The sequence below is a fragment of the Suipraeoptans intestinalis genome, from assembly GCF_009696485.1.
GTDB lineage: Bacteria > Bacillota > Clostridia > Lachnospirales > Lachnospiraceae > Suipraeoptans > Suipraeoptans intestinalis.
In genome coordinates this window covers 507,709-533,280 of sequence record NZ_VULY01000018.1, presented here as the reverse complement: position 1 = coordinate 533,280, position 25,572 = coordinate 507,709, and the positions used below count along the sequence as shown (strand labels likewise).

24 protein-coding genes are annotated in these 25,572 nt (G+C 49.8%); 19 read left to right on the top strand and 5 right to left on the bottom strand.

Translation table 11 applies throughout. From position 1 onward, the window contains the following. The 18 genes from cobI to FYJ34_RS03120 all read left to right on the top strand — a co-directional run bounded on the left by cobI (position 1) and on the right by FYJ34_RS03120 (position 17,700). Positions 1–705 (top strand): precorrin-2 C(20)-methyltransferase, encoded by a 705-nt coding sequence (gene cobI / locus FYJ34_RS03200; protein ID WP_154476185.1) that lies wholly within the window; start codon positions 1–3, stop codon positions 703–705. Then, a complete protein-coding gene (gene cobM, locus FYJ34_RS03195) occupies positions 702–1,469 on the top strand; it encodes a precorrin-4 C(11)-methyltransferase (RefSeq protein WP_154476183.1) in 768 nt (255 codons plus the stop codon). Before cobI ends, cobM begins: the two co-directional genes overlap by 4 nt. Beyond that, positions 1,459–2,604: a cobalt-precorrin 5A hydrolase gene (locus FYJ34_RS03190; RefSeq protein ID WP_154476181.1), complete on the top strand. Its 1,146-nt coding sequence runs from the start codon at positions 1,459–1,461 to the stop codon at positions 2,602–2,604. The genes cobM and FYJ34_RS03190 overlap by 11 nt, the downstream gene beginning before the upstream one ends. Next, complete coding sequence (cobJ, locus tag FYJ34_RS03185; RefSeq protein ID WP_154476179.1) at positions 2,591–3,337, top strand: precorrin-3B C(17)-methyltransferase; 747 nt, start codon at positions 2,591–2,593, stop codon at positions 3,335–3,337. The genes FYJ34_RS03190 and cobJ overlap by 14 nt, the downstream gene beginning before the upstream one ends. Continuing rightward, positions 3,324–5,444, top strand: a complete 2,121-nt coding sequence (cobK, locus tag FYJ34_RS03180; protein WP_154476177.1) for a precorrin-6A reductase — start codon at positions 3,324–3,326, stop codon at positions 5,442–5,444. Before cobJ ends, cobK begins: the two co-directional genes overlap by 14 nt. Next, on the top strand, positions 5,431–6,819 hold the full coding sequence (locus FYJ34_RS03175) for a cobyrinate a,c-diamide synthase (RefSeq protein ID WP_154476175.1): 1,389 nt from the start codon (positions 5,431–5,433) through the stop codon (positions 6,817–6,819). The genes cobK and FYJ34_RS03175 overlap by 14 nt, the downstream gene beginning before the upstream one ends. Positions 6,820–6,842: 23 nt before the next feature. Beyond that, a complete protein-coding gene (cobT, locus tag FYJ34_RS03170; protein ID WP_154476173.1) occupies positions 6,843–7,892 on the top strand; it encodes a nicotinate-nucleotide--dimethylbenzimidazole phosphoribosyltransferase in 1,050 nt (349 codons plus the stop codon). Positions 7,893–7,909: 17 nt separating this feature from the next. Beyond that, complete coding sequence (locus FYJ34_RS03165; protein ID WP_154476171.1) at positions 7,910–8,440, top strand: bifunctional adenosylcobinamide kinase/adenosylcobinamide-phosphate guanylyltransferase; 531 nt, start codon at positions 7,910–7,912, stop codon at positions 8,438–8,440. Positions 8,441–8,513: 73 nt separating this feature from the next. Then, on the top strand, positions 8,514–9,293 hold the full coding sequence (locus tag FYJ34_RS03160) for an adenosylcobinamide-GDP ribazoletransferase (RefSeq protein ID WP_154476169.1): 780 nt from the start codon (positions 8,514–8,516) through the stop codon (positions 9,291–9,293). Positions 9,294–9,307: 14 nt separating this feature from the next. Further along, entirely contained in the window at positions 9,308–9,709 is a 402-nt protein-coding gene (locus tag FYJ34_RS03155) for a bifunctional adenosylcobinamide kinase/adenosylcobinamide-phosphate guanylyltransferase (protein WP_154476167.1), read from the top strand. A gap of 23 nt (positions 9,710–9,732) precedes the next feature. Further along, complete coding sequence (locus FYJ34_RS03150) at positions 9,733–10,305, top strand: histidine phosphatase family protein (RefSeq protein ID WP_154476165.1); 573 nt, start codon at positions 9,733–9,735, stop codon at positions 10,303–10,305. Then, positions 10,302–11,273 (top strand): adenosylcobinamide-phosphate synthase CbiB, encoded by a 972-nt coding sequence (cbiB, locus tag FYJ34_RS03145; protein ID WP_235899209.1) that lies wholly within the window; start codon positions 10,302–10,304, stop codon positions 11,271–11,273. Before FYJ34_RS03150 ends, cbiB begins: the two co-directional genes overlap by 4 nt. A gap of 75 nt (positions 11,274–11,348) precedes the next feature. Further along, the gene (locus FYJ34_RS03140) at positions 11,349–12,398 is read left to right on the top strand and encodes a pyridoxal phosphate-dependent aminotransferase (RefSeq protein WP_154476163.1); all 1,050 of its coding nucleotides are present in this window, start codon (positions 11,349–11,351) and stop codon (positions 12,396–12,398) included. Next, positions 12,380–13,885 carry a cobyric acid synthase gene (locus FYJ34_RS03135; protein WP_173017049.1) on the top strand — a complete coding sequence of 502 codons (1,506 nt, stop codon included), beginning with the start codon at positions 12,380–12,382 and terminating at the stop codon, positions 13,883–13,885. The genes FYJ34_RS03140 and FYJ34_RS03135 overlap by 19 nt, the downstream gene beginning before the upstream one ends. Continuing rightward, positions 13,886–14,518: a precorrin-8X methylmutase gene (locus FYJ34_RS12685; protein WP_173017048.1), complete on the top strand. Its 633-nt coding sequence runs from the start codon at positions 13,886–13,888 to the stop codon at positions 14,516–14,518. A gap of 174 nt (positions 14,519–14,692) precedes the next feature. Next, positions 14,693–15,616: an HPr(Ser) kinase/phosphatase gene (gene hprK, locus FYJ34_RS03130; protein ID WP_154476161.1), complete on the top strand. Its 924-nt coding sequence runs from the start codon at positions 14,693–14,695 to the stop codon at positions 15,614–15,616. 86 nt (positions 15,617–15,702) lie between these two features. Continuing rightward, positions 15,703–16,647, top strand: a complete 945-nt coding sequence (locus tag FYJ34_RS03125; RefSeq protein WP_154476159.1) for an ROK family glucokinase — start codon at positions 15,703–15,705, stop codon at positions 16,645–16,647. Positions 16,648–17,022: 375 nt separating this feature from the next. Further along, on the top strand, positions 17,023–17,700 hold the full coding sequence (locus tag FYJ34_RS03120; RefSeq protein WP_154476157.1) for a hypothetical protein: 678 nt from the start codon (positions 17,023–17,025) through the stop codon (positions 17,698–17,700). Positions 17,701–17,922: 222 nt separating this feature from the next. On the opposite strand, the gene FYJ34_RS03115 is transcribed toward FYJ34_RS03120, so the two are convergent. Then, positions 17,923–20,409: a transglycosylase domain-containing protein gene (locus tag FYJ34_RS03115; RefSeq protein WP_154476155.1), complete on the bottom strand. Its 2,487-nt coding sequence runs from the start codon at positions 20,407–20,409 to the stop codon at positions 17,923–17,925. A 263-nt stretch (positions 20,410–20,672) separates the two neighbouring features. Here FYJ34_RS03115 and FYJ34_RS03110 point away from each other — a divergent pair, with 263 nt between their 5' ends. Continuing rightward, entirely contained in the window at positions 20,673–21,317 is a 645-nt protein-coding gene (locus FYJ34_RS03110; protein WP_154476153.1) for a YigZ family protein, read from the top strand. A gap of 230 nt (positions 21,318–21,547) precedes the next feature. Here FYJ34_RS03110 and hpf read toward each other — a convergent pair whose 3' ends face one another. The 4 genes from hpf to typA all read right to left on the bottom strand — a co-directional run bounded on the left by hpf (position 21,548) and on the right by typA (position 25,497). Next, positions 21,548–22,078, bottom strand: a complete 531-nt coding sequence (hpf, locus tag FYJ34_RS03105) for a ribosome hibernation-promoting factor, HPF/YfiA family (RefSeq protein WP_154476151.1) — start codon at positions 22,076–22,078, stop codon at positions 21,548–21,550. Positions 22,079–22,166: 88 nt separating this feature from the next. Further along, on the bottom strand, positions 22,167–22,778 hold the full coding sequence (locus tag FYJ34_RS03100) for a phosphate-starvation-inducible PsiE family protein (protein WP_154476149.1): 612 nt from the start codon (positions 22,776–22,778) through the stop codon (positions 22,167–22,169). After that, on the bottom strand, positions 22,775–23,674 hold the full coding sequence (locus FYJ34_RS03095) for a phosphatase PAP2 family protein (protein WP_154476147.1): 900 nt from the start codon (positions 23,672–23,674) through the stop codon (positions 22,775–22,777). Before FYJ34_RS03095 ends, FYJ34_RS03100 begins: the two co-directional genes overlap by 4 nt. Further along, positions 23,671–25,497 (bottom strand): translational GTPase TypA, encoded by a 1,827-nt coding sequence (gene typA, locus FYJ34_RS03090; protein ID WP_154476145.1) that lies wholly within the window; start codon positions 25,495–25,497, stop codon positions 23,671–23,673. The genes FYJ34_RS03095 and typA overlap by 4 nt, the downstream gene beginning before the upstream one ends. Between the last annotated feature and the right edge of the window lie 75 nt (positions 25,498–25,572).

Sequence of the window (25,572 nt, the reverse complement as noted above, 5' to 3'; positions counted from 1 at the left end):
ATGAAGCAAAAAATGGCAGGAAAACTATACGGAGTGGGAGTAGGACCGGGAGACTGGGAGTATCTGACACTGAAAGCAGTGAGGATCATAGAGGAATGTGATGTGATAGCAGCGCCGGGAAAGATCCCGGAACAGACGACGGCATATCAGATCGCACAGGGGGCCTGCCCGTTTCTTTCAGAAAAAGAAGTGGTGGGGATTGATTCTCCCATGACAAAAGACAAAAAGGTGTGGAAAACCAGCCACGATCTGGGAGTAAAAAGACTGGCAGAGCTTTTGGAAGAAAATAAAAAAATTGCTTTTTTAACATTGGGAGATCCTACCATCTACTCTACTTATATGTATCTGCATCAGGATCTGAAGGAAATGGGGTACGAGACGGAAATCATCAGCGGCGTTCCTTCTTTTTGTGCGGCGGCTGCTGCGGTGCAGATGAGTATTGGGGAAAGAAAGGAAGAAATTCATATCATTCCCGCCTCCTATGATGTGAGGGAGGCGTTGAAGCTGAAGGGAATGAAGATTTTTATGAAGATGGGAAGTCAGTTTTCTGTATTGAAGGAATTGCTGAAGAAAAGAAAACAACAAGTGACAGCCGTTGAGCGGTGTACCATGGAGGGAGAGAAGCACTATTATGGAACAGAAGAACTGCCGGATGCAGCAAGCTATTATACACTGGTGTTTGTAAGAGAAGGAGAAGAGGTATGATACATTTTGTGGGAGCAGGACCGGGAGCAGAAGATCTGATCACGGTGCGAGGAAGACGGCGGATCCGGGAGGCAGATGTGATCATCTACGCAGGCTCCCTGGTCAATCCTGCGTTGCTGAAAGAGGCAAAGAAGGACTGCAGGATCTATAACAGCGCGACGATGACGCTGGAGGAAGTGCTGGGAGTAATGAAAGCGGCAGAAGCAGAAGGAAAGACAACAGTTCGTCTGCATACGGGAGATCCCAGCCTTTACGGCGCTGTCAGGGAGCAGATGGATATTCTGGATGAAGAGGGCATTGCGTATGATTCCTGTCCGGGAGTCAGCTCGTTTTGCGGAGCGGCGGCAGCCCTGAATCTGGAATACACCCTTCCACAGGTGTCGCAGAGTGTGATCATCACCCGGACAGAGGGAAGAACGGCAGTGCCGGAGAAAGAAAACATACGGGAATTTGCAGCCCATCAGGCAACGATGGTCCTGTTTTTAAGCACAGGCCTGCTGGAAAAACTGACAAGGGAACTCATAGACGGAGGATACGCACCCAAGACGCCGGCGGCTATTGTGTACAAGGCTACCTGGCCGGAAGAAAAAAAGATCCTGTGCACCATTGATACCCTGGAAGAAATGGCGCAGGCTCATGGGATCACCAAGACGGCTCTGATCATTGTGGGAGAGGTGCTTGCTCCTGGATATTATGAAAAATCCAGGCTGTATGACGCTACATTTACCACAGAATACCGAAAAGGAAAGACGCATGAAACGTAGTCAGAAAAAACAGGTTTCTATCCTGAGCTTTACCCCCAACGGGAAAAACCTTTCCCAAGAGGTGGCGAAGGCGCTGCAGGACAGAGGATATGAAGTGGAACAGGCGGTCAAATGCAAAGGACAGCCGGACAGTATTTCTGTTTCCCTGGTGGAATGGACGCGGGAAAGATTTTTTCGGAAGGATGCTTTGATCTACATCGGAGCGACCGGGATCGCCGTCAGAGGAATCGCTCCCTTCGTGGAGAGTAAGTGTACAGATCCTGCCGTTTTGGTTCTGGACGAAAGAGGAACCTACTGCATTCCCCTGTTGTCCGGACATCTGGGAGGAGCCAATGCTATGGCAAGGGAAATCCAGGAAGATCTGGGGAGCCGGGCGATCCTGACAACAGGAACAGATGTAAATCAAAAATGGGCGGTGGATGTATTTGCCAGGGAGAATCATCTGTGGATCTCGGATATGGAACTGGCAAAAGACATATCGGCCAGAATCCTGAGAGGCGAGCAGATCAGAATCCTGATAGAAGAAGGCGGAATGGCAGAAGGATTTGAACAGAGGGAGGAGATCGCTCTTCTTTGGGAAAACAAAGAAGCTGGATCGTTAGAAGAGGATGGGACAGAGGCAAAAGAGAAGGAAGAAAAATCCCGACAGCCGATCCTTCCCCATATCTACATTGGCACGCGCAGACCATATCCGGAGAAATCAGTGCTGTGCCTGGTTCCCCGGACGGTGGTGGCCGGGATCGGATGCAGAAAAGACACGCCGTACCTGCTGATAGAAAAGGCGATAGAGGAGGCGCTGCAGGAAGCATGCCTGTGGAAGGCCAGCCTGGGAAAGCTGACCAGTATTACAGAGAAAGCAGAAGAGGCGGGGATTCTGGAATATTGCGAAAAAAACCGGCTGGGCTGGGAAACCTATCCGGCAAGGCAGTTACAGGCGCTGGAAGGGCAGTTTACAGAGTCAGCGTTTGTGAGGCAGACAGTGGGCGTAGGAAATGTGTGTGAAAGAAGCGCCGTCTGCGGCTTGGGGGAAGAAGGAAGAGGGGACGCATCCTTACTCCTTCGGAAACAGGCGGCAAATGGAGTAACGGTGGCACTGGCAGGAGGAAGATGGAGGGTGAGATTTGAGGCAGGATAAAAAAGTCTATGTGGTAGGAACCGGACCGGGCGCCTGGGAGGAAATGACCATCAAGGCGGCAGAGACACTAAAGCAGTGCGATGTGATCGTGGGATACACCGTCTATACAGAGCTTTTGAAGGAAAAGCTTCCGGACAAGGAATATAAAAGTACACCTATGCGGAGGGAAGTGGACAGATGCCTGATGGCGCTGGAGGAAGCCGACAACGGCAGGAAGGTAGCCATGGTGTGCAGCGGAGATTCCGGAATTTACGGGATGGCAGGCCTGATGCTGGAGCTGCAGCCGCGTTTTCCGGAAGTAGAGGTAGAGATTGTGGCAGGGGTAACGGCTGCCCTTTCCGGCGGAGCCTGCCTGGGGGCGCCTATGACTCACGATAGCTGTATCATCAGCCTCAGTGACCTTTTGACTCCCTGGGAGACCATCGAAAAAAGACTTCTGGCGGCAGCGCAGGGAGACTTTGTGATCGTACTGTACAATCCTTCTAGCAAGAAAAGGAAGGAGTATTTAAAGCGTGCCTGTCAACTGATCCTGACCAAGCAGAAAAAGGAAACGGTATGCGCCATTGTACGCAATATCGGAAGAGCAGAAGAATCTCAAAAACTCCTGACACTGGAAGAATTGACGGAGGCGGAAACGGATATGTTTTCCACCGTATTTATCGGAAACAGCCAGACCAGGATCATTGGAAACAAAATGGTAACACCAAGGGGATATCGACATGAAGAACAGTAAGATTTTGATTTTCGGAGGAACGACAGAAGGGCGAAAGCTGGCAGAGTATCTGGGGAGAAATGGAGTCAGGACCCATGTGTGTGCGGCTACGGCCTATGGGGAAACCTTGATGTCCTGCTACCCGACTCTTACCGTGTCGGGAAGAAGAATGAATAAAGAAGAAATAGAAAAATTTCTAAAAGACTTTTCTCCCAACTGGGTGATCGATGCTACCCATCCTTATGCCAGAGAAGTCACAGGAACGGTCCGGGAGGTATGTAAAGAAAAGAAACTGCCCTATCTTCGCCTGGTCCGCGGATCTCAAAAGAGCACAAGCGGGGTATGGGTGGAGGATATCCATCAGGCGGCAGCGTTTCTGGAAGGAACAACAGGAAATATTTTTGTGACTACCGGGAGTAAGGAACTGGCAGCCTTTACCCGACTGACAGATTATAAAAGCCGGATCTATGCCAGGGTTCTATCTGTCAAAGAGGTGGTGGAATCCTGTGAAAAGCTGGGGATCCGGGGACGGCATCTGATCTGTATGCAAGGACCCTTTTCCAAAGAACTGAATCTGGCTATGCTGCGGGAATATGAGATCCGCTATCTGGTTACCAAAGAATCAGGAGCGGCGGGCGGCTTCCGGGAAAAGCTGGAAGCGGCTGAGGAAGCGGGTGTGGAAACAGTGGTGATCGGGCGGCCCGAAACAGAAGAGGGACTGACTTATCCGGAGGTTCAGGGATTTCTTAGACAGAACATTGGGTTTCAGCCGAAACAGACGGTGTCTCTGGTGGGGATCGGACCGGGAAATCCGGACTGCATGACGGCGGAAGGGCAGAAAGCCTGCCGGGAGGCGGACGTTGTCATAGGAGCGGCGAGAATGCTACAGACTGTCAGAAAAGAGGGGCAGATCTGTCTGGAAGAATACAGACCTTCCGCTATCTTGGACTATTTGAAGGCGCACAGAGAACTGGAGCGTATTGCCATTGTACTGTCAGGAGATACCGGATTTTACAGCGGCGCCAAGAAGCTGGGAGCCTTGCTGAAAGAAGAGAAGATAGAGACCAGATGGATTCCGGGAATTTCTTCTGCTGCCTATTTTTCTGCCAGGCTGGGGCTTTGCTGGGACGATATTCCGCTGGAAAGTATGCATGGGAAATCGCTGAACGTGCTGTCCCGGCTCAGGCAGGAGGGAAAGGTCATGTTTCTTGCAGATTCCAGGGAAGGGATCCGAAGCCTGGGAGAAGAACTGACCCGGTATGAGCTGGGGGATCTACAGGTCTGGGTAGGAGAGAGGCTTTCTTATGAGGAGGAACGCATCTTCCGGACCACAGGAAAAGATCTTCAGACCTATGAGGGAAGTGGACTGGCGATTCTGCTGATTCAGGAAGCGACAAAACCGGAAGAGATGGGGGCTTTCTCTTCTTCCGGGAAAGAGGTTCCGAACGAGAAAGAAGAAAAAGAAGGAATAGCGGAAAAGAGAGAGGTAGAAAGGTCAGAAGAGGCGGAGGAGCGGAAGCCCAAACAGAGAAGACGGGCAAATCTTAGCATCGGACTGAAAGATGAAGCGTTTCTAAGAGACAGGATTCCCATGACGAAGGAGGAGGTCAGAAGACTGGCCATTGCAAAGCTGTGTCTGACCCGGGATGCGGTTGTCTATGACGTGGGAGCAGGAACAGGGTCTGTTGCAATTGAGACAGCGCTTTCTCTTCTGGACGGAAAGGTATATGCCATTGAACAGAACTCCGAAGCAGTCCGTCTGCTTCAAAAAAACCAGATACGATTTGGAGCCTCCAATCTCCAGATCGTGGAAGGAATGGCGCCGGAGGCTCTGACGGGTCTTCCTGCACCGGATGCCGTGTTTATCGGAGGAAGCAAAGGAAGGATGGAGGACATCCTTCGGGTGATCCTGCATAAGAATCCCCAGGCACGGATCGTCCTGACAGCCATTGCGCTGGAGACTGTGGGAGAAGTGATGGAACTTTGCAAAAAGGGATGTCTCCTGGATGTGGAAGTGGTGCAGCTGACGGTATCCAAAGCGCAGAGGGCAGGCTCCTATCACATGATGAAGGGGCAGAATCCGGTGTATGTGATCAGCGGGAGAGGAGGCTGTGATGGCAATTCCTAGGATTTTGATAGCAGCGCCCCGAAGCGGATCCGGAAAGACGCTGGTCACCTGCAGCCTGCTGGAACTATGGAAGCGGAAGTATTCCCTGGCAGCTTTCAAGTGCGGACCGGATTACATAGACCCCATGTTCCACAAAGAGATCCTGGGCATAGACAGCAGAAATCTGGATAGCTTTCTCTGTGGAGAAGCGCAGATAAAAGAATTGTTCCGGAAACATTGCCGGGGAAAAGAGCTGGCGGTGCTGGAAGGGGTCATGGGCTATTATGACGGACTGGGAGGAACATCCCTGGAGGCCAGCACCTACGAAATTGCCAAGATAACAGACACTCCGGTGATTCTGGTGGTGGACAGCCAGGGAGCAAGCAGATCCCTCCTTCCTCTTATCGCAGGATTTTTGGGATACAGAGAGGACAGTCACATTGCAGGGATTATTTTCAACCGGATGTCCCCTTCTTTTTATCCGGTTATGAAAAAACTGGTGGAAGAAGAACTGGGGATCCGGGTTTATGGATATCTGGAAAAACTGGTGGGAGAATTACCGGAAAGCCGTCATCTGGGACTGAAAATGCCCCATGAATACCGGACCTTGCAGGAGACGCTAAAGGAGCTTGGAAAAAGAGCGGAGACCACCATCGATACGGCGGGGCTGATGGCACTGGCAGGAGAATGGGCGGAAAAGACGAAGAAAACGTTTTTTCCGGCTCTGAAAAGAGCGGGAAGCTTTAAGGGAGATCTTCGTATCGGAGTTGCCCGGGACGAGGCCTTTTGCTTTCTCTATCAGGATAACCTGGAGTATCTGGAAGAGTTGGGGGCGACGCTGGTGTACGTTTCGCCCATGCGGGATCCGGCTCTTCCCAAAGATCTGGATGGACTTGTGCTTTACGGAGGGTATCCGGAGCTGCATGGTCCGGCTTTGGAGGCCAATGAAAGCTTGAGAAAAGAAATCAAGGAAAAGCTGGAGCAGGGACTTCCCTGTATGGCAGAGTGCGGTGGTTTTATGTACCTGACGGAAGCCATCATGGATCAGGAGGGGAATCGTTGGGAAATGGTGGGAGCCATTTCAGGAGACAGCTTTTTTACGGGGAAACTCAGGCGGTTTGGCTATGCCGTACTGGATGAGGCAAGAATATTTGGAGAAAAGCTCCGGAATCTTCCCTTTCATGAATTCCACTATTTTGATTCGGAAGAGCCGGGGAGAGATTGTCTGGCGAGGAAGCCGCTTTCTGCCAGAACTTACCCCTGTATGGTTAGCCGGGACAACCTGTTTGCGGGATATCCCCATTTTCACTACTGGTCGCAGTCGGGGATGGCAGAGGCTTTTATGAACGCCTGCGGCAGATATCATCGGAAGAAGGGAGAGGCAGAAGCCCGGTAAAAGGTTGTTCTGCCGGACAAACTATGAAGCTTTCAGAAACCATAAACAGGATCGCTCCCCTGGATCAGGAGGCGATGCAGGAAGCGAGACAGCGCTGGAACTCTATTGCCAAGCCCCTTCACAGCCTGGGAAAACTGGAGGACTGTGTGTGTCAGATCGCAGGAATGACAGGAGACAGTAACGTACAGCTGGACAAAAAAGCGCTGATGGTGTTCTGCGCCGATAATGGGGTGGTAGAAGAAGGAGTGACCCAGACGGGGCAGGAAGTGACGGCGGTCGTGGCGGAAAATTTCCTGTCGGGTCAGACCAGCGCGGCAGTCATGTGCAGGCTGGCAGGAGCAGATCTTTATCCTGTCGATATGGGCATCCGAAGGGCGACCGGGGTGCCGGATTATCATGTGCGAAGAGGAACGGCAAACATGGTGAAGGCGGAGGCTATGACCAGAGAGGAAGGGATCAGGGCGATCGAAACCGGGATCCGTCTGGCAGGTGTTTTGAAACGTAAGGGATACAAGATCGCGGCAACGGGAGAGATGGGCATTGGAAATACCACCACCAGTGCGGCAGTGGCGTCTGTCCTTCTTTCCTGTCAGCCGGAGGAGATGGTGGGAAGAGGCGCAGGTCTGTCTTCCGGGGGCCTGGAGCGGAAGCTTCAGGCGGTGAAAAAAGCGATCACCCTGCACCGACCGGATCCTGACGATCCGGTGGCTGTGCTGCACAAGGTGGGAGGACTGGATCTGGCAGGGCTTGCCGGGTTCTATCTGGGCTGTGCGGCAGAAAGGCTTCCGGTACTGATCGACGGATTTATATCGGCCACGGCGGCTCTGGCGGCGGCAAAGCTGTGTCCGGGCGCAAAAGCATACATGCTAGCATCCCACTGCTCCAAAGAACCGGGCATGAAAAAAATCCTGACGTATCTGGACAAGCAGGCGGTCTTACACGCAGAAATGTGCCTGGGAGAAGGAACGGGAGCGGTGGCATTTCTACCGGTGCTGGAAATGGGGTTGGGCGTGTACCGGGAAATGAGTACGTTTTCCCAGATTCAGATAGAATCCTACCAGGAACTGAAATAGAAAGGCGAGGGAAACATATGATACATGTGATCACGGGAGGCAGCGGAAGCGGGAAATCTTCCTATGGAGAGGATTGGATCCTTGAAAAGGCAAAAGGAGACCTTCCTCTTTTGTATCTGGCTACCATGATCCCGCAGGGCGAGGAGGGGCGTCAAAGAGTGGAAAGACATCGAAGACTGCGAGAAGGGAAAGGATTTTCCACAATAGAGTGCCCCAGACAACTGTCAAAGCTTTCTTTCCCGAAAAACCGGGGGATCCTGCTGGAATGTGTCTCCAACCTGGCAGCCAATACCTGGTACGAGGAGAAGACCGGGTATCTTTCGGAAGAGGAAACCATTCGTCGGATCCGAGAGGATATTTCCTGTTTAAGAGAACATACACCGCTTCTGGTAGTCATAACCAATGAAACGTCGCAGGATCTTCTGCCCTCCTGTGAAGAAATGCAAACTTATCAGAGAATTTTGGGAAGGATCAACCAGTATCTGGGAGGTCTGGCAGAGAAGGTGACGGAAGTGGCGGCAGGAATTCCGATTCCCGTGAAAATGTGACGGACTGTTGGGCAGACAGGATGCGGGAAAGCGGGCAGCAGAGAAAAGAAAACAGAGGCGGGAGGATGGAAGATTGAAAAAGGGATGGGAAAGTCTCAAGATGACATTTGCCATATACAGCAGGATACCGGTATTTCAGGTCAACTGGGAACAGGCAGATCAGTCGTATCTGATGTGTTTTTTTCCGCTGATCGGCTCTGTGATCGGCGCTGCGACACTGGGAGTCTATCAGCTTGGGAGGTATGTGCTGCACCAGGAGACAGGCATCACGGCTTATGCCTGCACGGTACTGCTGGTACTGCTTCCTCTTTGGATCACAGGAGGCATTCATATGGATGGCTTTATGGATACTCTGGACGCGTTGGGATCCTGTAGACCGAAAGAAGAAAAATTAGAGATCTTAAAGGATGTGCATACAGGCGCCTTTGCGGTGCTGGGATGTGCAGGCTACCTGCTTTTGTATACGGGGATCTATTCCTGTCTCACATGGGAAAGCGTAACTCTGGTGAGCGCAGGTTTCATCCTGTCCAGGACACTTAGCGGACTTTCTGTGGTGACTTTTCCTATGGCCAGGGAAAAGGGGATGCTTTCTTCCGTGGCAGAAAAGGCAAAGAAAAGGGTGGTACAAAGAATATTGCTGGCAGTCCTGCTGATCCTGTGCGCCGGAATGGTCTGGCTGGGAAAAGGAGCAGGGATCCTGGTGATCCTGGCAGCAGGCATCACCTATTGGCGGTATTACCGGATGTGCCTTCGGCAGTTCGGAGGAATAACGGGAGATCTGGCAGGATACTTTTTACAGACCTGTGAGATCGTTATGGCCGGAGCGGCGGTTTTGGGAAGCAGCATATTCTAGGAAGGAGAAAGACGATGAAACTGATCATAGGGGGAGCGGCCCAGGGGAAACGGGACTATGCCAGAGAACAATTTGGCAGGGGAAGATACCTGGATGGAAGCTGCTGCAGCCGGGAGGAACTGTATCGGGAAAAAGGGGTCTATGATTTTCAGTTATGGATCCGAAAGCGGATGCAGGAAGAGAAGGAGCCTTTTCAAGAAGGTGGGAAGGAGCGACTTCTGGAACAGTGCAGAGCTATCCTGCGGGAAAACCCGGAGATCGTTATCATCTGCAACGAGGTGGGCTGCGGTCTGGTTCCCATAGAGCAGGCAGACAGACAGTACCGGGATCTGGTGGGAGAGATCTGTGTCTGGCTGGCGAAGGAAGCGGAGGAGGTCCATCGGGTCATTTGTGGCATAGGCAGACGGATCAAATAAGCAGGAGGAGTGATGGAAGCAGCATGAATATCTATTTTATCCGACATGGGATGACCCAGGGAAACAAAGAGAGAAGATATATTGGAAAGACAGAGGAAGCTCTCTGCAAAGAGGGAAAGAGGGAGCTTCAGGGGAAACGGTATCCTCAGGTGGAGAAGGTGTTTGTCAGTCCCAGGCTTCGCTGCCGGGAGACGGCAGCAATCCTGTATCCGCACCAGGAACCGGTGATCGTAGAGGAACTGGCAGAATGTGATTTTGGTGTGTTTGAAGGAAAAAATGCAGACGAACTTCAGGAGTCGGAGGCTTATTGGAAATGGATCGAAAGCGGAGGAAGTCTTCCGTTTCCGGAAGGAGAAAGCAGAGAAGGTTTTGCGAGGCGATGTCTGTCAGGGTTTGAAAAAGTCAGAAGAGAATGCCAAAAGTATCAGATAGAAACGGCCGCACTGGTAGTGCACGGAGGGACGATCATGAGTATCCTGACGGAAGTAGGAAGACCAAAGCAAGAATTTTATGACTATCATGTAGGAAATGGAGAAGGATACCAATTGACGTTGGAAGAAGCCGTTTCCGAGGTGGGAGTGTGGAGGACGTTATGAATGAATGGTGGAGAATGCTCCTCCCTCTGTGCGTGGGAGTGGGACTGGATCTGCTTCTGGGAGATCCTGTATGGCTGTATCATCCGGTCCGCTTGATGGGCAAGACGATAGAAGGACTGGAAGGCAGGATCAGAGCCTGCCTGCCCAAAACAAAAACAGGAGAGCGGGCAGGCGGCGGTCTGTTAGTGATTCTGATGCTTCTGATTTGGGGTGTTCTTCCGTTTTTTTTCGTGTCTTTTTGTTACAGGCTTCACTGGGGACTGGGACTGGGAATCGAGAGCGTCATGTGCTATCAGATGCTGGCGATGAAAAGTCTCAGGACGGAAAGCAAAAAAGTGTACGAGGCTTTGAAGACCGGGATAGAGCCGGCCAGAAAGGCGGTAGCCATGATCGTTGGAAGAGACACGGCAAACCTTACAGAGGAGGGTGTGATCAAGGCGGCGGTAGAAACGGTGGCGGAAAACACCTCCGACGGGGTAGTGGCGCCTCTGCTTTTTTTGTGTATTGGCGGAGGGGCGGGAGGCTATCTGTACAAGGCAGTAAATACCATGGATTCCATGGTGGGCTACCAAAATGATACCTATCGGTATTTTGGAAGCGCGTCAGCAAGGCTGGATGATCTTCTGAATTATCTGCCCGCCAGAATATCGGCAGGCCTGATGCTGTTGGCAGCGTATTTTCTTGGGATGCCGGTGCGGGAAGGGGTTCGCATATACAGGAGAGACAGAAGGAAGCATAAAAGTCCGAATGCGGCGCAGACAGAGGCTGTCATGGCAGGGGTACTCCAGGTGCAGCTGGCGGGGGACGCCTGGTATTTCGGGAAGAAGTATGAAAAGCCTACCATTGGAGATCCGATCCGTGCCATTATGGCAGAGGATATTTTGAGAGCACATAAATTACTGTATGGAACAGGGATCCTGGCGGCTGTTCTGGCAATCGCAGTGAGAGGTTGTCTTTGGGGACGGTAGGTTTTGGAGTTCAGAGGATCTCGGATCTGGGAAACAGAACCTGGATGAGGTTTGGCAGGAGAAAGGAGAAACGGATTGAGGTCATATAAAAGAGAGCAGATACACGGAGGAGATATTTATCGGAATCCGGGCGTGACAGATTTTTCTGTCAACAGCAATCCGCTGGGACCACCCTTGCAGGTCGTGGAAGTTATCAGACAGCAGGCAGACAGGATCGCGGCTTATCCGGATATTCAGTGTGAAGGGCTGTGCGAAGCTATCGGACGCTTTGAGGAAGTAGAAGCAGAAGAAGTGCTATGTACCAATGGGGCGGCAGAGTTGTTTTTCGGAATCGTGCAGGCACTGAAACCAAAAAAAGCCCTGCTTCCCGTCCCCTCTTTTGCAGAGTATGAAAAGGCCCTTCAGGCAGGAGGGGCAAGGATAGTATACTATCATTTGCAGGAAAAAGACGGATTCTGTGTGACGGAGGATCTTTTGAAAGAAATCCGTCCGGATATAGAAATCCTTTTTCTTTGTAATCCCAACAATCCCACCGGACAACTGATGAAAAAAGAACTGTTGCTTAGGGTCGCACAGGCATGCGAAGAACAGGGAGTCTGGCTGGTTTTGGACGAATGTTTTCTGGACTTTCTGGAGGATGCTTCCTGTTATGATATAAAAAAAGAAATGAAAAAATTTCCGCATGTGCTTCTTGTAAAGGCATTCACCAAACTGTTTTGTATGCCGGGACTTCGTCTGGGCTATGGACTTAGCAGCAACGAAGAACTGTTAAAAGCCATACGGAAGACATTGCAGGCATGGAACGTATCGGTCTTGGCGCAGGCAGCGGGACTTGCAGCTTTAAAGTCGCCGGGAGGCTACTTAAAACAATCCAGAAAAATGATAAAGGAAGAAAGAAAAAAATTGCAAAAGGCCCTGTTGGAAACAGGCAGGCAGGTATTTGACACACCGGCAAATTTCCTGTTTTTGAAGGGAGAAAAAGACCTGTATCAAAAAGCGCTGGAAAACGGCTTTCTGATCCGGGACTGTTCCAACTATCCGGGACTTTCTGCCGGCTATTACCGGATCGCAGTACGCAGCCCTTGGGAAAACGAAAGGATGATCAAATGGCTAAAAAAATCATGATACAAGGAACTATGTCCAATGCGGGGAAAAGCCTGATCTGTACGGGACTGGCGCGTATCTTTCATCAGGATGGATATCAGACGGCACCTTTTAAATCCCAGAATATGGCGTTGAATTCCTATATCACCGATGAAGGGCTGGAAATGGGAAGAGCCCAGGTGGTGCAGGCAGAGGCGGCCGGGATCGCGCCCAGCGTGGATATGAATCCCATTTTATTGAAGCCTTCCAGCGATGTGGGTTCCCAAGTGATTGTGAGAGGAAAGGCGATCGGCAATCTGTCGGCAAAGGACTATTTCGCTTACAAAAAACAACTGATCCCTCAGATCCTGTCGTCTCTTGCAAATCTGGAAGCATACGATATTCTGGTAATGGAAGGAGCGGGAAGCCCGGCAGAGATCAATCTGAAACAGGAAGACATTGTCAATATGGGGATGGCAAAAATGGCAAAAGCGCCTGTACTTCTGGTGGGAGATATTGACAGAGGCGGCGTGTTTGCCCAGATCCTGGGAACCTTGATGCTTCTGGAGGAAGAGGAAAGAAGGATGGTAAAAGGACTTATCATCAACAAATTTCGGGGAGACAAGGGGATTTTAGAACCGGGGATCCGGTTTCTGGAGAAAAAAAGTAAAATCCCGGTGGTGGGAGTGACGCCCTACCTACAGGTGGATATTGAGGAAGAGGACAGTCTGACAGAACGGTTTTTTACGGAGACGAAGAAAAAACCGCTGGACATTGCCGTAATACGTGTTCCCAGAATCTCCAATTTTACGGACTTTATGCCTTTGGAAAATCTGCCCCAGGCCTCCCTTCGCTATGTGTCCAGATGCCGGGAGCTGAAGGACCCGGATCTGATCCTGCTGCCGGGAACCAAAAGTACTATGGCGGATCTTCGCTGGCTGCGGGAATCCGGACTGGAAGTGCTGATCCAAAAAGCAGCCCAAAGAGAGGTGCCTGTCTGGGGAATCTGCGGAGGCTATCAGATGCTGGGAGAAACGCTGGAGGATCCTTTTGGAGCAGAAGGAGGAGGCAGCATGAAGGGGATGGGGCTTCTGCCCATCCGAACTGTGTTTTCTACAGAAAAGATCAGGACGCAGGTGACGGGGATCTTCAAAGGAGCAACAGGGATTTTGGAGCAGATCAACCATACGGAGATAGAAGGATATGAAATCCATATGGGGGAGTCTGTGCCGATAGAAGACAATGGCTTTCTGAGCCTGATAGAGAACCGGATCACCGGCGAAAAAAAGAAAGAGGGGTACAGCAAAGGAAACGTTTATGGAACTTATGTCCACGGGATCTTTGACCGGGAAGAGGTGGTGCGGGCTCTTCTGAACGGTCTGGCAGAGAAAAAGGGAATCCGGCTGGAAGAGGAAGGGTACAAGGACTATAAGACCTATAAGGAAGAGCAGTACGACCTTCTGGCAGCCGGCCTGAGAGAACATTTGGATATGAAAGAAATATACAGGATTCTGGAGAAAGGAATTTAGATGGAGAAGATAGAACAGATACTTCCGGAAAAAATAGAAGAAAGAAGTTTTGAGATCATTACAAAAGAACTGGAAGAGCAGGGAATCTTTCTGAAGGAGAAAGAAGCGCCGGTCATAAAGCGATGCATCCACACCAGCGCAGATTTTGACTATGCAAAGAACCTGGTATTTTCGGAAACGGCTGTGGACCGGGGATTGGAGGCTATCCGGCAGGGAGCGTCTATTGTGACAGATACTCAGATGGCGCGTGCCGGAATCAATCGGAAAAAGCTGGAAGCCTACGGTGGGAAGGTATATTGCTTCATGTCAGATGAGGATGTGGCTATGATGGCAAAAAGAAACGGAACTACCAGAGCGGTTGCCAGCATGGACAAAGCTTCCTCCTTGCCGGAAAAGCTGATCTTTGCTATTGGAAACGCACCGACGGCTCTGCTGCGGCTAGATCAATTGATCCGGGAGGGGAAAGTGGCTCCGGAGCTGGTAATAGGAGCGCCGGTGGGCTTTGTAAATGTGATTCCGGCAAAGGAAAGGATCCTGACGCTGACCGACACCCCTTACATTGTTGCCGGCGGACGAAAAGGGGGAAGCAATATTGCCGCTTGTATCTGCAATGCTCTTTTGTATCTCTTGTAAGTATTTCGCGGTTTTCCAGGAAAAAGATCCCGAATGCTTTTCGGAAGAAAATGTTGGGCGCTTGCAAGAGAAGGGTTCGATGTTTTACAATGAAATACACTTTACAGGAAGAATATGCTATAATAAAACACAGAAACGTTCGATCACAAAGGAATGAGAAGAAGGAGACTGGTTATGGGAGCAGGAGTGGAGCTGAGACAGTTAGAAGAGCGGATGAAACTGAAAAATCTGACGCCGAATGTGGATCTTACGGGGAAAAAAATTGAGGTTCCCGATTTAAACCGGCCGGCGTTGCAGCTGGCGGGGTATTTTGAACATTTTGATTCCGACCGTGTACAGATCATCGGATATGTAGAGTACACCTTTGTAGAAAAGCTGTCCCAGGAGAAAAAGGAAGATGTGTACAAAGGACTGCTGCATTATCAGCTGCCCTGTATCATTTTCTGCAGAAATCTGGTGCCGGATGAATTGTTTTTACAGTTGGCAGAAGAAGCGGAAATTCCGGTTTTTATAACAGAAAGAGCAACTTCTGAGTTTACTTCTGAACTGACCAGGTGGCTGAATGAAGAACTGGCTCCCTGTATTTCCATTCATGGAGTGTTGGTGGATGTGTACGGCGTAGGCGTTTTGATCATGGGAGAGAGTGGAATCGGAAAAAGCGAGGCGGCGCTGGAGCTGATCAAGCGGGGACACAGACTGGTCAGCGATGATGTGGTGGAGATCCGCAGAGTCAGCGACGAACTTCTGATTGGGACGGCGCCGGATGTGACGCGCCATTTCATCGAATTGCGGGGAATCGGGATCGTAGACGTCAAAATGCTGTTTGGTGTGATGAGTGTACGGGAAACCAAAGCCATTGAGCTGGCGATCACACTGGAAGACTGGGATAAGGATAAGGCATACGACAGGCTGGGAATGGAAGAGGAATACACCGAGTTTTTAGGGAAGAAAGTAGTGTGTCATCAGATTCCCATCCGGCCGGGACGAAACCTTGCGATCATCGTGGAAACGGCCGCCATCAACCACAGACAGAAGCAGATGGGGTACAATGCCGTGGAGGAGCTGTACAAAAGAATACAGCAGAATATGTCAAAATAAGAAGGCAGTAAAAAGGACGGAAAAAGACGGGTGCAAAGGGCCGGGAAATTTCGGCAAAAGACTGACAGAAAGCGAAGGAAAGAAAAATGGAGTATTGTTTTGGAGTAGATGTGGGCGGAACCAGCGTAAAGATAGGATTGTTTTCCACAGAAGGGATCCTGGTGGAGAAGTGGGAGATAAAGACCAGAACGGAAAACGGCGGGGAGAAGATCCTTCCGGATATCGCAGGATCGCTGGAAAAAAAGAGGATAGCACATCATCTGACGAAGGAGCAGATCGCAGGAATCGGGCTTGGGATTCCGGCTCCGGTGGGGGAAGAAGGGATCGTAAAAAATACCGCTAATCTTGGCTGGGGATACAAAGAAGTAAAAAGAGAACTGGAGGAACTGACAGGATATACGGTGGAGGTTGGAAATGACGCCAATCTGGCTGCCCTGGGTGAAATGTGGCTGGGAGCAGGAAAGGGCCAGAAAAATATGGTGATGGTGACGCTGGGAACAGGCGTAGGCGGAGGCGTGATCGTAGGAGGCCATCCACTGGTAGGAGGCCATGGAGCAGGCGGAGAGATTGGTCATATCTGTGTCAATGAGACAGAAACAAAGCCTTGTGGCTGCGGGAAGCTTGGCTGCCTGGAGCAGTATGCGTCAGCACGGGGGATTGCAAGACTGGCAGAGAAGCATCTGAAAGAAAGCACTCTTCCTTCTTGTCTGAGAGGAAGGGAAAACAGCGCCAAGTCTGTATTTGACGCTCTGAAAAAGGGAGATAAACTGGCAGAGGAGATCGCGGAAGAGTTTGGAGCCTATCTGGGTGGAGCCCTGGCAAATGTGGCGGTAGTGGCAGACCCGTCTCTGATCGTGATCGGCGGAGGCGTTTCCAAGGCAGGAGAGATCGTCATTACATACATAGAAAAATATTTCAGGAAAAAGCAGTTTTTTGCAAACAGCGGTACCCGGTTTGAACTGGCAAGCTTGGGGAACGACGCAGGGATCTGTGGAGCGGCCAAGCTGCTGCTACAGAGGCTGGGGGAATAGAAGACAGGAGATCGAACTTCCCAAAACGCAGAGACAGCAGAGAACAGACAGCAAGAAACGAGTAGTAAAATAGGGAGGTAGAGAAATGATGTATTTCTATGCCTCTTTTTTTTAAAAAGAAAATGGTCAGAAGCAGAAGACAGAAAATCTACTTAGAAAGAAGGGATGTCGGTGAAAAACAGATTGAGAAAAATCTATTATGGACTGGTGACGGTTGTTGACCGTGGCTTATAAAGCATACCGAAGAAAAATGGCTTCAAGACATGTACGGGAAAGAATACAGGACATATTGCAAGAAAGTTAACCGTTGCTGGCTGTGGATACCTAAAAGGTAAAAACTGTGGTTCAAAAAAGCTCAGACGTGAGGACAAAAGAATGAAAAAGATGATTGCAGTTTTAGTCTGCCTTACACTTTTTGTGACAAGCTGTATCGTTTTTGCAGCGTGCAGCAAACAGGAAACAAAAAAAGGAAAAAGAGCTGGAAGTGAAATCAATAGAGGGTGGACGAAAGCAGATTCACCCAAAATCACGAAAACCGTAGAAGCATTATTTGAAAGAGCGATGAAAGGCATGGATGGAGTCACCTTCACACCGGTTGCATATATTGCTTTTCAGACAGTTTCAGGTACCAATCACCTGGTGCTTTGCAAAACTGCGCCTGTAGTTCCTGATGCAAATGCAACCTATGCGTTGGTAACTCTTTATGAGAGCCTGAACGGGGAAGAGGAGATTGTCGATATAAAGGCCAGCAAAGCGAACGCAACCCACGAAGAGGAAATAACGGGTGACTTTGTACCCGTTGACAGTCCCATCGTAACAGAGGAGGCAAAAAAAGCGCTTGAAAAGGCGTATGAAGGACTTACGGGTGTGGAGTATTCCCCCGTTGCGCTTATCGCGAAGCAGATGGGTACAGGTACAAATTATCTGATTCTTTGCGAAAGGACAGTCGTTGTTCCCGATGCAGAAGGCGAATACGTTATGGTATCGGTAGGCAGCCAATCGGGCGGTAGCGCAGAAATTCTTGAAATCTACGAATTTGAAGCAAAGGAGTAAGCTTAGCTTGCAAATTCCTTTGTTGCGCGGAACGCTTATCCACGCACGGAAAAAGCTCCTATAGAACCACGCGACTATCGCATGGTTTTCCTAACACAAGAACAGGGCTGCCGGCCAAGCCGGCAGCCCTGACTGAAATCAGTTTAATTTTAGGGATTTCTGCAATACAAAATGTCTTTATCCGGTAATTTGCCTGCTGTCTCATATCCCCATCTGTGAAAGCTAGGGGGAAGGTTCCGGCTCCGGTTCTGGTTCCGGCTCGGGAGTATTCCCCTCATCGCTTGTGTTATCCGTATTGGTGCTGTTAGTAGTATTGCTGCTGTTGTTGGAGCTGTCTTCGTCTTCCTCCTCCTCGTCCTTGTCTTTTTCACTTTTATGTCCGGGACAGTACTGGGTCGGCAGAGTATCCTTCGCAAAGTATTCTGTGATAACAGGACATCCGTTGGTGGGAAGCTTCCCGGTAATGGCGCATACGGACTTACGTTCCACCGAAGCAGGCATGGTAAACTGCTTGGTCTGCAGTCCGGTGTGCACACGGCTCATTACAGAGCTCCAGATTCTGGAATGGAAGTAGGTGTCGCCGCTCAACTCCTTGTTGTCGTCATAACCGGCCCAGACTGCACAGGTGTAATAGGGGGTAAACCCACAAAACCAGATGTCTTTGTTGTCAGAAGTTGTACCGGTCTTTCCGGCTACCGGCATATTGGGCAGTTTGAAACCGTATCCGGTGCCGGAGGTCACAACGTCTTCCATGGCGCTGGTGAGAAGAGCTGCGGTGCTGTCCTTGATAACAGTTCGTGTTTCGCCTACATTTTCCAGAAGCACTCCTCCATCATGATCCAGAATCTTGGAATACAGAGTGGGAGAGTGGTAGACGCCTCCATTGGCGATGGCAGCGTAGGCTGCGCAAAGTTCAAAATTATAGATACCGTCGGTGATTCCCCCCAGAGAAAGAGTCTGCGAGATATCACTGTAGATATCTCCGTTGATCTCTTTTTTCTTTACCAGGGTGGTGATACCGAATTTTTCGCAATAGTTGAATCCCAGCTGCTGGGTGATCTCATCACTGATCTTTACAGCTACAACGTTGGTGGATTTGGCGATGGCACGGCGGATGGTAGTATCGCCGCCATAGGTACCCTCGGCGTTCCGGAGCGTCTTGCCGTTTGTCAGCTTGTAGGGCTCATCCCGCACGACGGTAGCCAGAGTCTTGCCTTTTGCATCCAGAGCCGGCGCATAGGCTGCCAGGATCTTAAAACAGGATCCCGGCTGACGCTTGGATCCGGTGTAAGCCCGATTCAGCGCGAGGCTGGTTGCCTTGGTTCCTCGTCCTCCTACCATGGCTTTGATGTATCCGGTACTCTGTTCCATCAGAGTCAGGGACGCCTGAGGCTGGGGAGAGAGGTTGACAACCTCGTCATAGGTATCTCCTTCCTGTGCAATGGTAGCCTTCCACTGCTCGATCACCGCACGCGCCTCGTCTTCTGTACTGTACAGGAGACCCTGTTCACTGCCGTAGGTAGCTTTTACAAAGCTTTTGATATCCTGAGACCCATAGTTTTCGGCTGTTCCGTCCGCCCGGGTCACTGTCAGAGCATAGTCCAGACCATATTCTTTCAAACGGGGATAATTGGCATCGTTGTTCATCTCTTCATCACAGATCTGCTGCATGCCCAGATTCTGTGTAGAAAAAATGCTGAGCCCTCCGCTGTATACGGCATTGTAGGCCTGGGTTTCGGTATAGCCCAGCTGTTCCTGAAGATCGTGGATGACCTGCTCGGACAGCGCATCTACAAAGTAGGTGTAGGGGCTTTCTACAGAGGTGATGGTATTTACATTCTGGATACGGGCATACACGTCGTCCGCCAGCGCCGCATCATATTCCTCCTGTGTGATATATCCCTGTTTCAGCATATATTTCAGGACGATATGCTGCCGCTTCTGATTCTGCTCAGGATTGGTAATGGGATTGTATCCGGTAGGATTTTGGATGATTCCCGCGATCACGGCACATTCAGAAAGGGTCAGCTCCGATACGTCCTTGTTGAAGTAACGCTTGGAAGCGGACTGCACTCCCAGGGAATTCTGTCCCAGGTTGATGGTATTCATATAGCTTTCCAGGATGGTATTTTTATCCATCTTTTTTTCGATTTCCAGAGCCAGAACCTGCTCCTGTAGCTTCCGCTCCAGACTGTCGTAAAAAGTTTTTTCGTTGACGAAATTAGGAAAGACGTTGTTCTTGATCAACTGCTGGGTGATCGTGCTGGCTCCTTCGGAAAAGTCACCGGAAGTGATGCCCACGAAAGCAGCACGGGCGATCCCCTGCAGGTCGATTCCGTTATGTTTGTAAAAACGCTCGTCTTCGATGGCTACGAAAGCGTGCTGAAGATATGCCGGAATCTCGTCCAGAGTTTTGTATACACGATTAGAACCGGAAGTGACAAATCTTGCCGTCTCCGTTACACCGTCGTCAGCATAGACGAAGGTGGTAAAGCCCTTGGGCTTGATGTCGGCCGCCGAAACATCCGGTGTGCGGTCGATGATCCGTTTGGCAAAGATCCCGACACCGATCATGCCTACCAGTCCCACCACTAAAATGCAAAGCAGGAAGGCTTTGAACAGACGGACGCCCAGACGCTTGCTTTGCATCGCAGACTTTGATGTGATTTTTTTTCGCTTTTGAGAAGCTTTTTTTCTACCATAATTCATGAATACTGGCCTCCTTATGTTTGCTTATTATAACAAAAAGAGGAGGGTTAATAAAGCCAAAAATGAAAACTTCACATTTTCCTAAGAATACCAAAAAGAGAAACAAGGATCCTAAAAAGCAGAAAGAAAGAGGGAACAAAGCAGGAAAATAAAAAACCACAGACAAAATAGGAAAGAAGTCTAGGAAAAACCGGGGAAGTCCGTTATAGTAGAAGAAAAAAAGAAAGGAAACTGCCGAAGGTAGGAAACGGCAGATGGGATATATGAAACATAAAGTTTTATACAGGGGAGGAACAGGGGAGATCGTGGAAAAAAAGTCCCGGTTTATAGCCACGACCATGCCCGTGAAAAATGAGGAAGAAGCCTTGCGGTTTATAGAAGAGCTTCGGAAAAAATACTGGAATGCTACGCATAATTGTTTTGCTTATGTAGTAGGAGAGCAGAATCATCTACAGCGGTGCAGTGACGACGGAGAGCCTTCCCAAACCGCAGGGAGGCCGATGCTGGAAGTTCTTCTGGGGGAGGGGATCCATGATGCAGCCGTGGTGGTTACCCGTTACTTTGGGGGGACTCTTCTGGGAACGGGAGGGCTGGTAAGAGCCTATGCGGCAGCAGTAAAAGAAGGGTTGAGGCAGTCGGTCATTCTGGAAAAAACGGCGGGGATCCGAATGAAGATCCAAACAGACTACACAGGGCTGGGAAAGATCCAGTATATTTTGGGAAGACGGGGAATCGTTCCTTTCAAGTGCGATTATACACAGGAGGTTTGTCTGGAAGTGGCATTTCCCGGAGAGCAAAAAGAGCAACTGCTGAAAGAATGGATGGAAGCAACCAACGGACAGGTAAAGATCCTGGAGGAGGAAGCCTGCTCCTACGGGAATCATGAGGGGGAATACATCTTTTTTTGACCCGGCGCTCTGTTTTTGCGGCTTCTATCCGGGTGTTCTGTAATGCACGTTCTGTCCTACAGCGCAACTTCAGAAGTCTGATTTTTTCCAGGATTAAAAAATACTCCCCTTCGGGAAACAGGGGCTGACCCGCCTGCCGGAAAGGGAGTATAGAAAATACAATATCTAAAAGAAGTTCCATCAAGTTTTGGCAGGGCTCCCATCGCTGGAAGGCTGTGCCTCAGAAAATGTTAAAATTCCGGCTCAATGAGACCGAAGGTGCCATTTTTTCTACGATACACTACGTTGACTTCATCCGTCTCGGCGTTGCAGAATACGTAGAAGCTGTGTCCTAACAGTTCCATCTGTACGCAGGCATCTTCCGGATACATAGGCTTAAAGCCAAACTTCTTGGTGCGGACGATCTGGATCTCCTCGGGAGCATCCCCGTCCTCTTCCTCCAGAAAGGAATCCTGGAAATATCCACCTTCCTGGTGCCTTGCGATCAGTTTGTTTTTATATTTGCGAAGCTGACGCTCGATCACTTCTTCCACAAGATCAATGGATACATACATATCGCTGCTTTCCTGTTCAGAGCGGATGATTCCGTTTTTCACAGGAATGGTCACCTCAATCTTCTGAGCTTCTTTCTGGACACTTAGGGTGACGTGAACTTCCGTGCCCTGGGTAAAATAGCGCTCCAGTTTGCCAAGCTTGGATTCTACCCGTTCCTTCAGACTGGGCGTTACCTCGATGTTTTTTCCGATAATAATAAATTTCATACTGTCCAACTCCTTTGTTAACAGATTTCAGATAATTAAAAAAATATAAACAATCTATCTGATATAAAGAGTATAGCACGTTTTTAGACTAATGTATAGCACGGATTACTTCAATTCGGGAAATTTTTCCGTCATGCATTTTTGCAACACGAAGCCCACAATCCTGGAAATAAACGCAGGCGCCCGTTCCGATCTCGATGTCTTCCTTTTCCAGCTGGGCAAGCAGCACCTTTCCCAAAGTATCTCCCGGTTCAAAGGGAATCTGAAGTCCCATGAGTTTATTGATGGTCTTAACTTTGGAAGTGGCGCGGAAGATCACCTGGTCAGAAATATCGAATTCGCAGAAAAGGAATTTCCTGGTGGCGAACAGGACGGCTATGGCAGTCACGCCGATCAGGCTGCTCCAGGGAGAAGAATGTTCAATGATGATCTGACGCGCAATGGCAAACAGCAGCACCTCAAAAACGGTGTTGGGAGTGTGGTAATACATCATTCGGATCAGCTCCACACCAATGATCAGGTTGAAGCAGGTCTCCAGAAGATCATCATAATTGGGCCAGACGTTCAGGTCAGGAATATGCCCAAGAGAGGTAGCCATACGGAAACAAAGAAGGATAATGCCCACAGACAGCATGGCCGCGATAAAAAATTCCAGTATAACGGCAAGATGTCTTAAAAGGTTGGATACATAATGTCTCATTTTGTCGTTCTCCTTGTAAATTTAAAGTGAAAAAGATACGGGTAAAGAAACAAAACCCACAACACAAGTATAAAATATTTTAAGATGTTTGCCAATATCGATTGTCCGAAAAGAAGGGAAAAGGTCAGCTTCAATGCAAGGGTAAGAGCAAGTCCCAAAAAGAACAGGACAGCCCGGCGACTTTTGGAAGAGGAGCGGGGATCCAGATGCAGGCGGGTACGTTCCAGATACCAGCCGACAGCGAAGCCGATGCCGGCTCCGGCCGCCTTACAGCAGTCAAGGGCATATTTTTTTTCGATCGTACCATTTCCGTAAAGAAGCAGGGCATACACCGCCGTGAAAACTGCAACGCCGCATAATACGAGGGCAATGGGTTTTAAAAATCTGGAGGATTCTGTAAAGAGATGCTGATATTTCCAGATGAGAGCGGAGATCACCAAAGAAAGCAGCATGGAAACCAGCACGTCTTTTGGAGTGTGGCATCCCAGATACATCCGGGAAAAGCCTACCAGTAAAAAGGCAAGGACGGACAGAAGGGACCAGAGCCTGTTTTTGGCATTTTTAGACAACGGATAAAACAGGCTGGTGGCAGACTGGGTATGGCCACTGGGAAAAGAATACCCGGTGGCATGGGCAACGGAGCTTTCCACGGGAGAAAACCCGGGGTCCAGCACCCATGGCCGGGGGATTCGGAAGGTGATCTTTAAGGTCTGCACCAGTAGTCCGGAGGTAAAGGAAGAAAATCCCAGCACATAGGCAAAATTTTTATCAATACACCAGTAAAAAAGGCAGATCAGAGGAAGGAGGACAGTTTCCTGTCCAAGCCAGGTGATACCTTCCATGATCACATTCATGACGGGAGTGCGAAGTCCCTCTAAAAACCACAGGAAGCTCATGACTTATTTCCTCTCTTTCTCAATTTGGGATCCAGGATCTTTTTGCGGATCCGGAGTGTTTTGGGAGTGATCTCCAGGAGTTCGTCTGTATCAATGAAATCCAGCGCCTCCTCCAGACTCAAAAGTCGGGGAGGGGTCAGGTGCAGGGCGTCGTCTGCGCCGGAGGAACGGGTATTGGTCAGGTGCTTTGTCTTGCAGACATTGACTTCAATGTCATCATTTTTTGCGTTCTGTCCCACTACCATTCCGGAGTAGACTTTTTGGGAAGGGCTGATAAAAAGCTGGCCTCTTTCCTGTGCGTTATACAATCCGTAGGTGACGGCTTCCCCTGTTTCAAAGGCAATGAGAGAGCCCTGTTTTCTGTATTGGATGTCGCCCTTGAATGGCACATATCCCTCAAAGGCAGTGTTCATTATGCCGTTTCCCCTGGTATCCGTAAGAAATTCACCGCGATAGCCAATGAGTCCGCGGGCAGGGATATGGAAGATCAGACGGGTAGAGCCGCTGCCGGAGATGTTCATGCTTTGCAGCTCACCTTTTCGCTGGCTGAGTTTGTCGATCACAGTGCCGGTAAATTCCTCGGGGACATCAATATAGGCAGTCTCCACAGGCTCCAGAAGATGTCCTTTTTCGTCTTTCTGATAGAGGACCTCAGCCTTGCTTACGGCAAATTCATAGCCTTCCCGGCGCATATTTTCGATCAGGACGGAAAGATGGAGCTCGCCGCGGCCGGAAACACGGAAGCTGTCCATGTTTTCTGTTTCTTCCACCCGAAGGCTGACGTCTGTATTTAATTCCCGGAACAGACGCTCCCGCAGGTGACGGGAGGTAACAAATTTTCCCTCCTGACCGGCAAAGGGACTGTCATTTACCAAAAACTGCATGGCAATGGTAGGCTCTGATATTTTTTGGAACGGAATAGCCACCGGTTCCTCCGGAGAGCAGATGGTATCTCCGATGGACAGATGGGAAATTCCGGAAATAGCCACGATGGATCCAATAGAAGCCTCGGAAACCTCTACACGGTTGAGACCCTCGAATTCATACAGCTTGCTGATCCGTACCTTTTCCTGGCGGGCTGTGTCATGAGCATTGACCACCACTGCTTCCATTCCCACTTTCAGAACCCCGTTATCTACTTTTCCCACGCCGATCCGGCCTACATATTCATTGTAGTCGATGGTGCTGATCAGGACCTGGGTGTTGGCGTCGGGATCCCCTTCGGGAGCCGGAATGTATTCCAGTATGGTTTCAAACAGCGGCTGCATATCTTTTTCTTCATCAGACAGATCCAGGACTGCGATCCCGGATTTGGCAGAGGCGTAGACAAAGGGGCAGTCCAACTGCTCGTCAGAGGCATCCAGATCCATCAAAAGTTCCAGAACCTCGTCGATCACTTCGTCGGGACGTGCTTCCGGACGATCGATTTTGTTGATACATACGATGACGGGAAGCTGCAGTTCCAGTGCTTTTTTTAGAACAAACTTTGTCTGAGGCATGGCTCCTTCAAATGCATCTACCACCAGAACGACGCCGTTGACCATTTTCAGGACACGTTCTACTTCGCCGCCAAAATCTGCATGACCCGGAGTATCGATGATATTGATCTTGGTATTTTTGTAATAAACGGCAGTGTTCTTGGAAAGAATGGTAATTCCACGCTCTCTTTCGATATCATTGGAATCCATGACACGCTCCGCCACTTCCTGATTCTCGCGGAATACGCCGCTTTGCTTTAACAGTTCATCCACCAGAGTGGTTTTTCCATGGTCTACATGGGCAATGATCGCTATATTACGAATTTCTTCTCGTTTTGTTTTCATAAAATCCTTCTTCCTAGTGATTTTCTACCTAATATATGGGTTTGTAACTTTAACAGTCTATCACAGGAAGCGGCA

Excerpts from the sequence above, each read along its gene's own strand:
- cobI (WP_154476185.1), top strand. The coding sequence starts at position 1 with ATGAAGCAAAAAATGGCAGGAAAACTATACGGAGTGGGAGTAGGACCG.
- cobM (WP_154476183.1), top strand. The coding sequence starts at position 702 with ATGATACATTTTGTGGGAGCAGGACCGGGAGCAGAAGATCTGATCACG.
- FYJ34_RS03190 (WP_154476181.1), top strand. The coding sequence starts at position 1,459 with ATGAAACGTAGTCAGAAAAAACAGGTTTCTATCCTGAGCTTTACCCCC.
- cobK (WP_154476177.1), top strand. The coding sequence starts at position 3,324 with ATGAAGAACAGTAAGATTTTGATTTTCGGAGGAACGACAGAAGGGCGA.
- FYJ34_RS03175 (WP_154476175.1), top strand. The coding sequence starts at position 5,431 with ATGGCAATTCCTAGGATTTTGATAGCAGCGCCCCGAAGCGGATCCGGA.
- cobT (WP_154476173.1), top strand. The coding sequence starts at position 6,843 with ATGAAGCTTTCAGAAACCATAAACAGGATCGCTCCCCTGGATCAGGAG.
- FYJ34_RS03165 (WP_154476171.1), top strand. The coding sequence starts at position 7,910 with ATGATACATGTGATCACGGGAGGCAGCGGAAGCGGGAAATCTTCCTAT.
- FYJ34_RS03155 (WP_154476167.1), top strand. The coding sequence starts at position 9,308 with ATGAAACTGATCATAGGGGGAGCGGCCCAGGGGAAACGGGACTATGCC.
- FYJ34_RS03150 (WP_154476165.1), top strand. The coding sequence starts at position 9,733 with ATGAATATCTATTTTATCCGACATGGGATGACCCAGGGAAACAAAGAG.
- cbiB (WP_235899209.1), top strand. The coding sequence starts at position 10,302 with ATGAATGAATGGTGGAGAATGCTCCTCCCTCTGTGCGTGGGAGTGGGA.
- FYJ34_RS03135 (WP_173017049.1), top strand. The coding sequence starts at position 12,380 with ATGGCTAAAAAAATCATGATACAAGGAACTATGTCCAATGCGGGGAAA.
- FYJ34_RS12685 (WP_173017048.1), top strand. The coding sequence starts at position 13,886 with ATGGAGAAGATAGAACAGATACTTCCGGAAAAAATAGAAGAAAGAAGT.
- hprK (WP_154476161.1), top strand. The coding sequence starts at position 14,693 with ATGGGAGCAGGAGTGGAGCTGAGACAGTTAGAAGAGCGGATGAAACTG.
- FYJ34_RS03125 (WP_154476159.1), top strand. The coding sequence starts at position 15,703 with ATGGAGTATTGTTTTGGAGTAGATGTGGGCGGAACCAGCGTAAAGATA.
- FYJ34_RS03120 (WP_154476157.1), top strand. The coding sequence starts at position 17,023 with ATGAAAAAGATGATTGCAGTTTTAGTCTGCCTTACACTTTTTGTGACA.
- FYJ34_RS03115 (WP_154476155.1), bottom strand. The coding sequence starts at position 20,409 with ATGAATTATGGTAGAAAAAAAGCTTCTCAAAAGCGAAAAAAAATCACA.
- FYJ34_RS03110 (WP_154476153.1), top strand. The coding sequence starts at position 20,673 with ATGAAACATAAAGTTTTATACAGGGGAGGAACAGGGGAGATCGTGGAA.
- hpf (WP_154476151.1), bottom strand. The coding sequence starts at position 22,078 with ATGAAATTTATTATTATCGGAAAAAACATCGAGGTAACGCCCAGTCTG.
- FYJ34_RS03100 (WP_154476149.1), bottom strand. The coding sequence starts at position 22,778 with ATGAGACATTATGTATCCAACCTTTTAAGACATCTTGCCGTTATACTG.
- FYJ34_RS03095 (WP_154476147.1), bottom strand. The coding sequence starts at position 23,674 with ATGAGCTTCCTGTGGTTTTTAGAGGGACTTCGCACTCCCGTCATGAAT.
- typA (WP_154476145.1), bottom strand. The coding sequence starts at position 25,497 with ATGAAAACAAAACGAGAAGAAATTCGTAATATAGCGATCATTGCCCAT.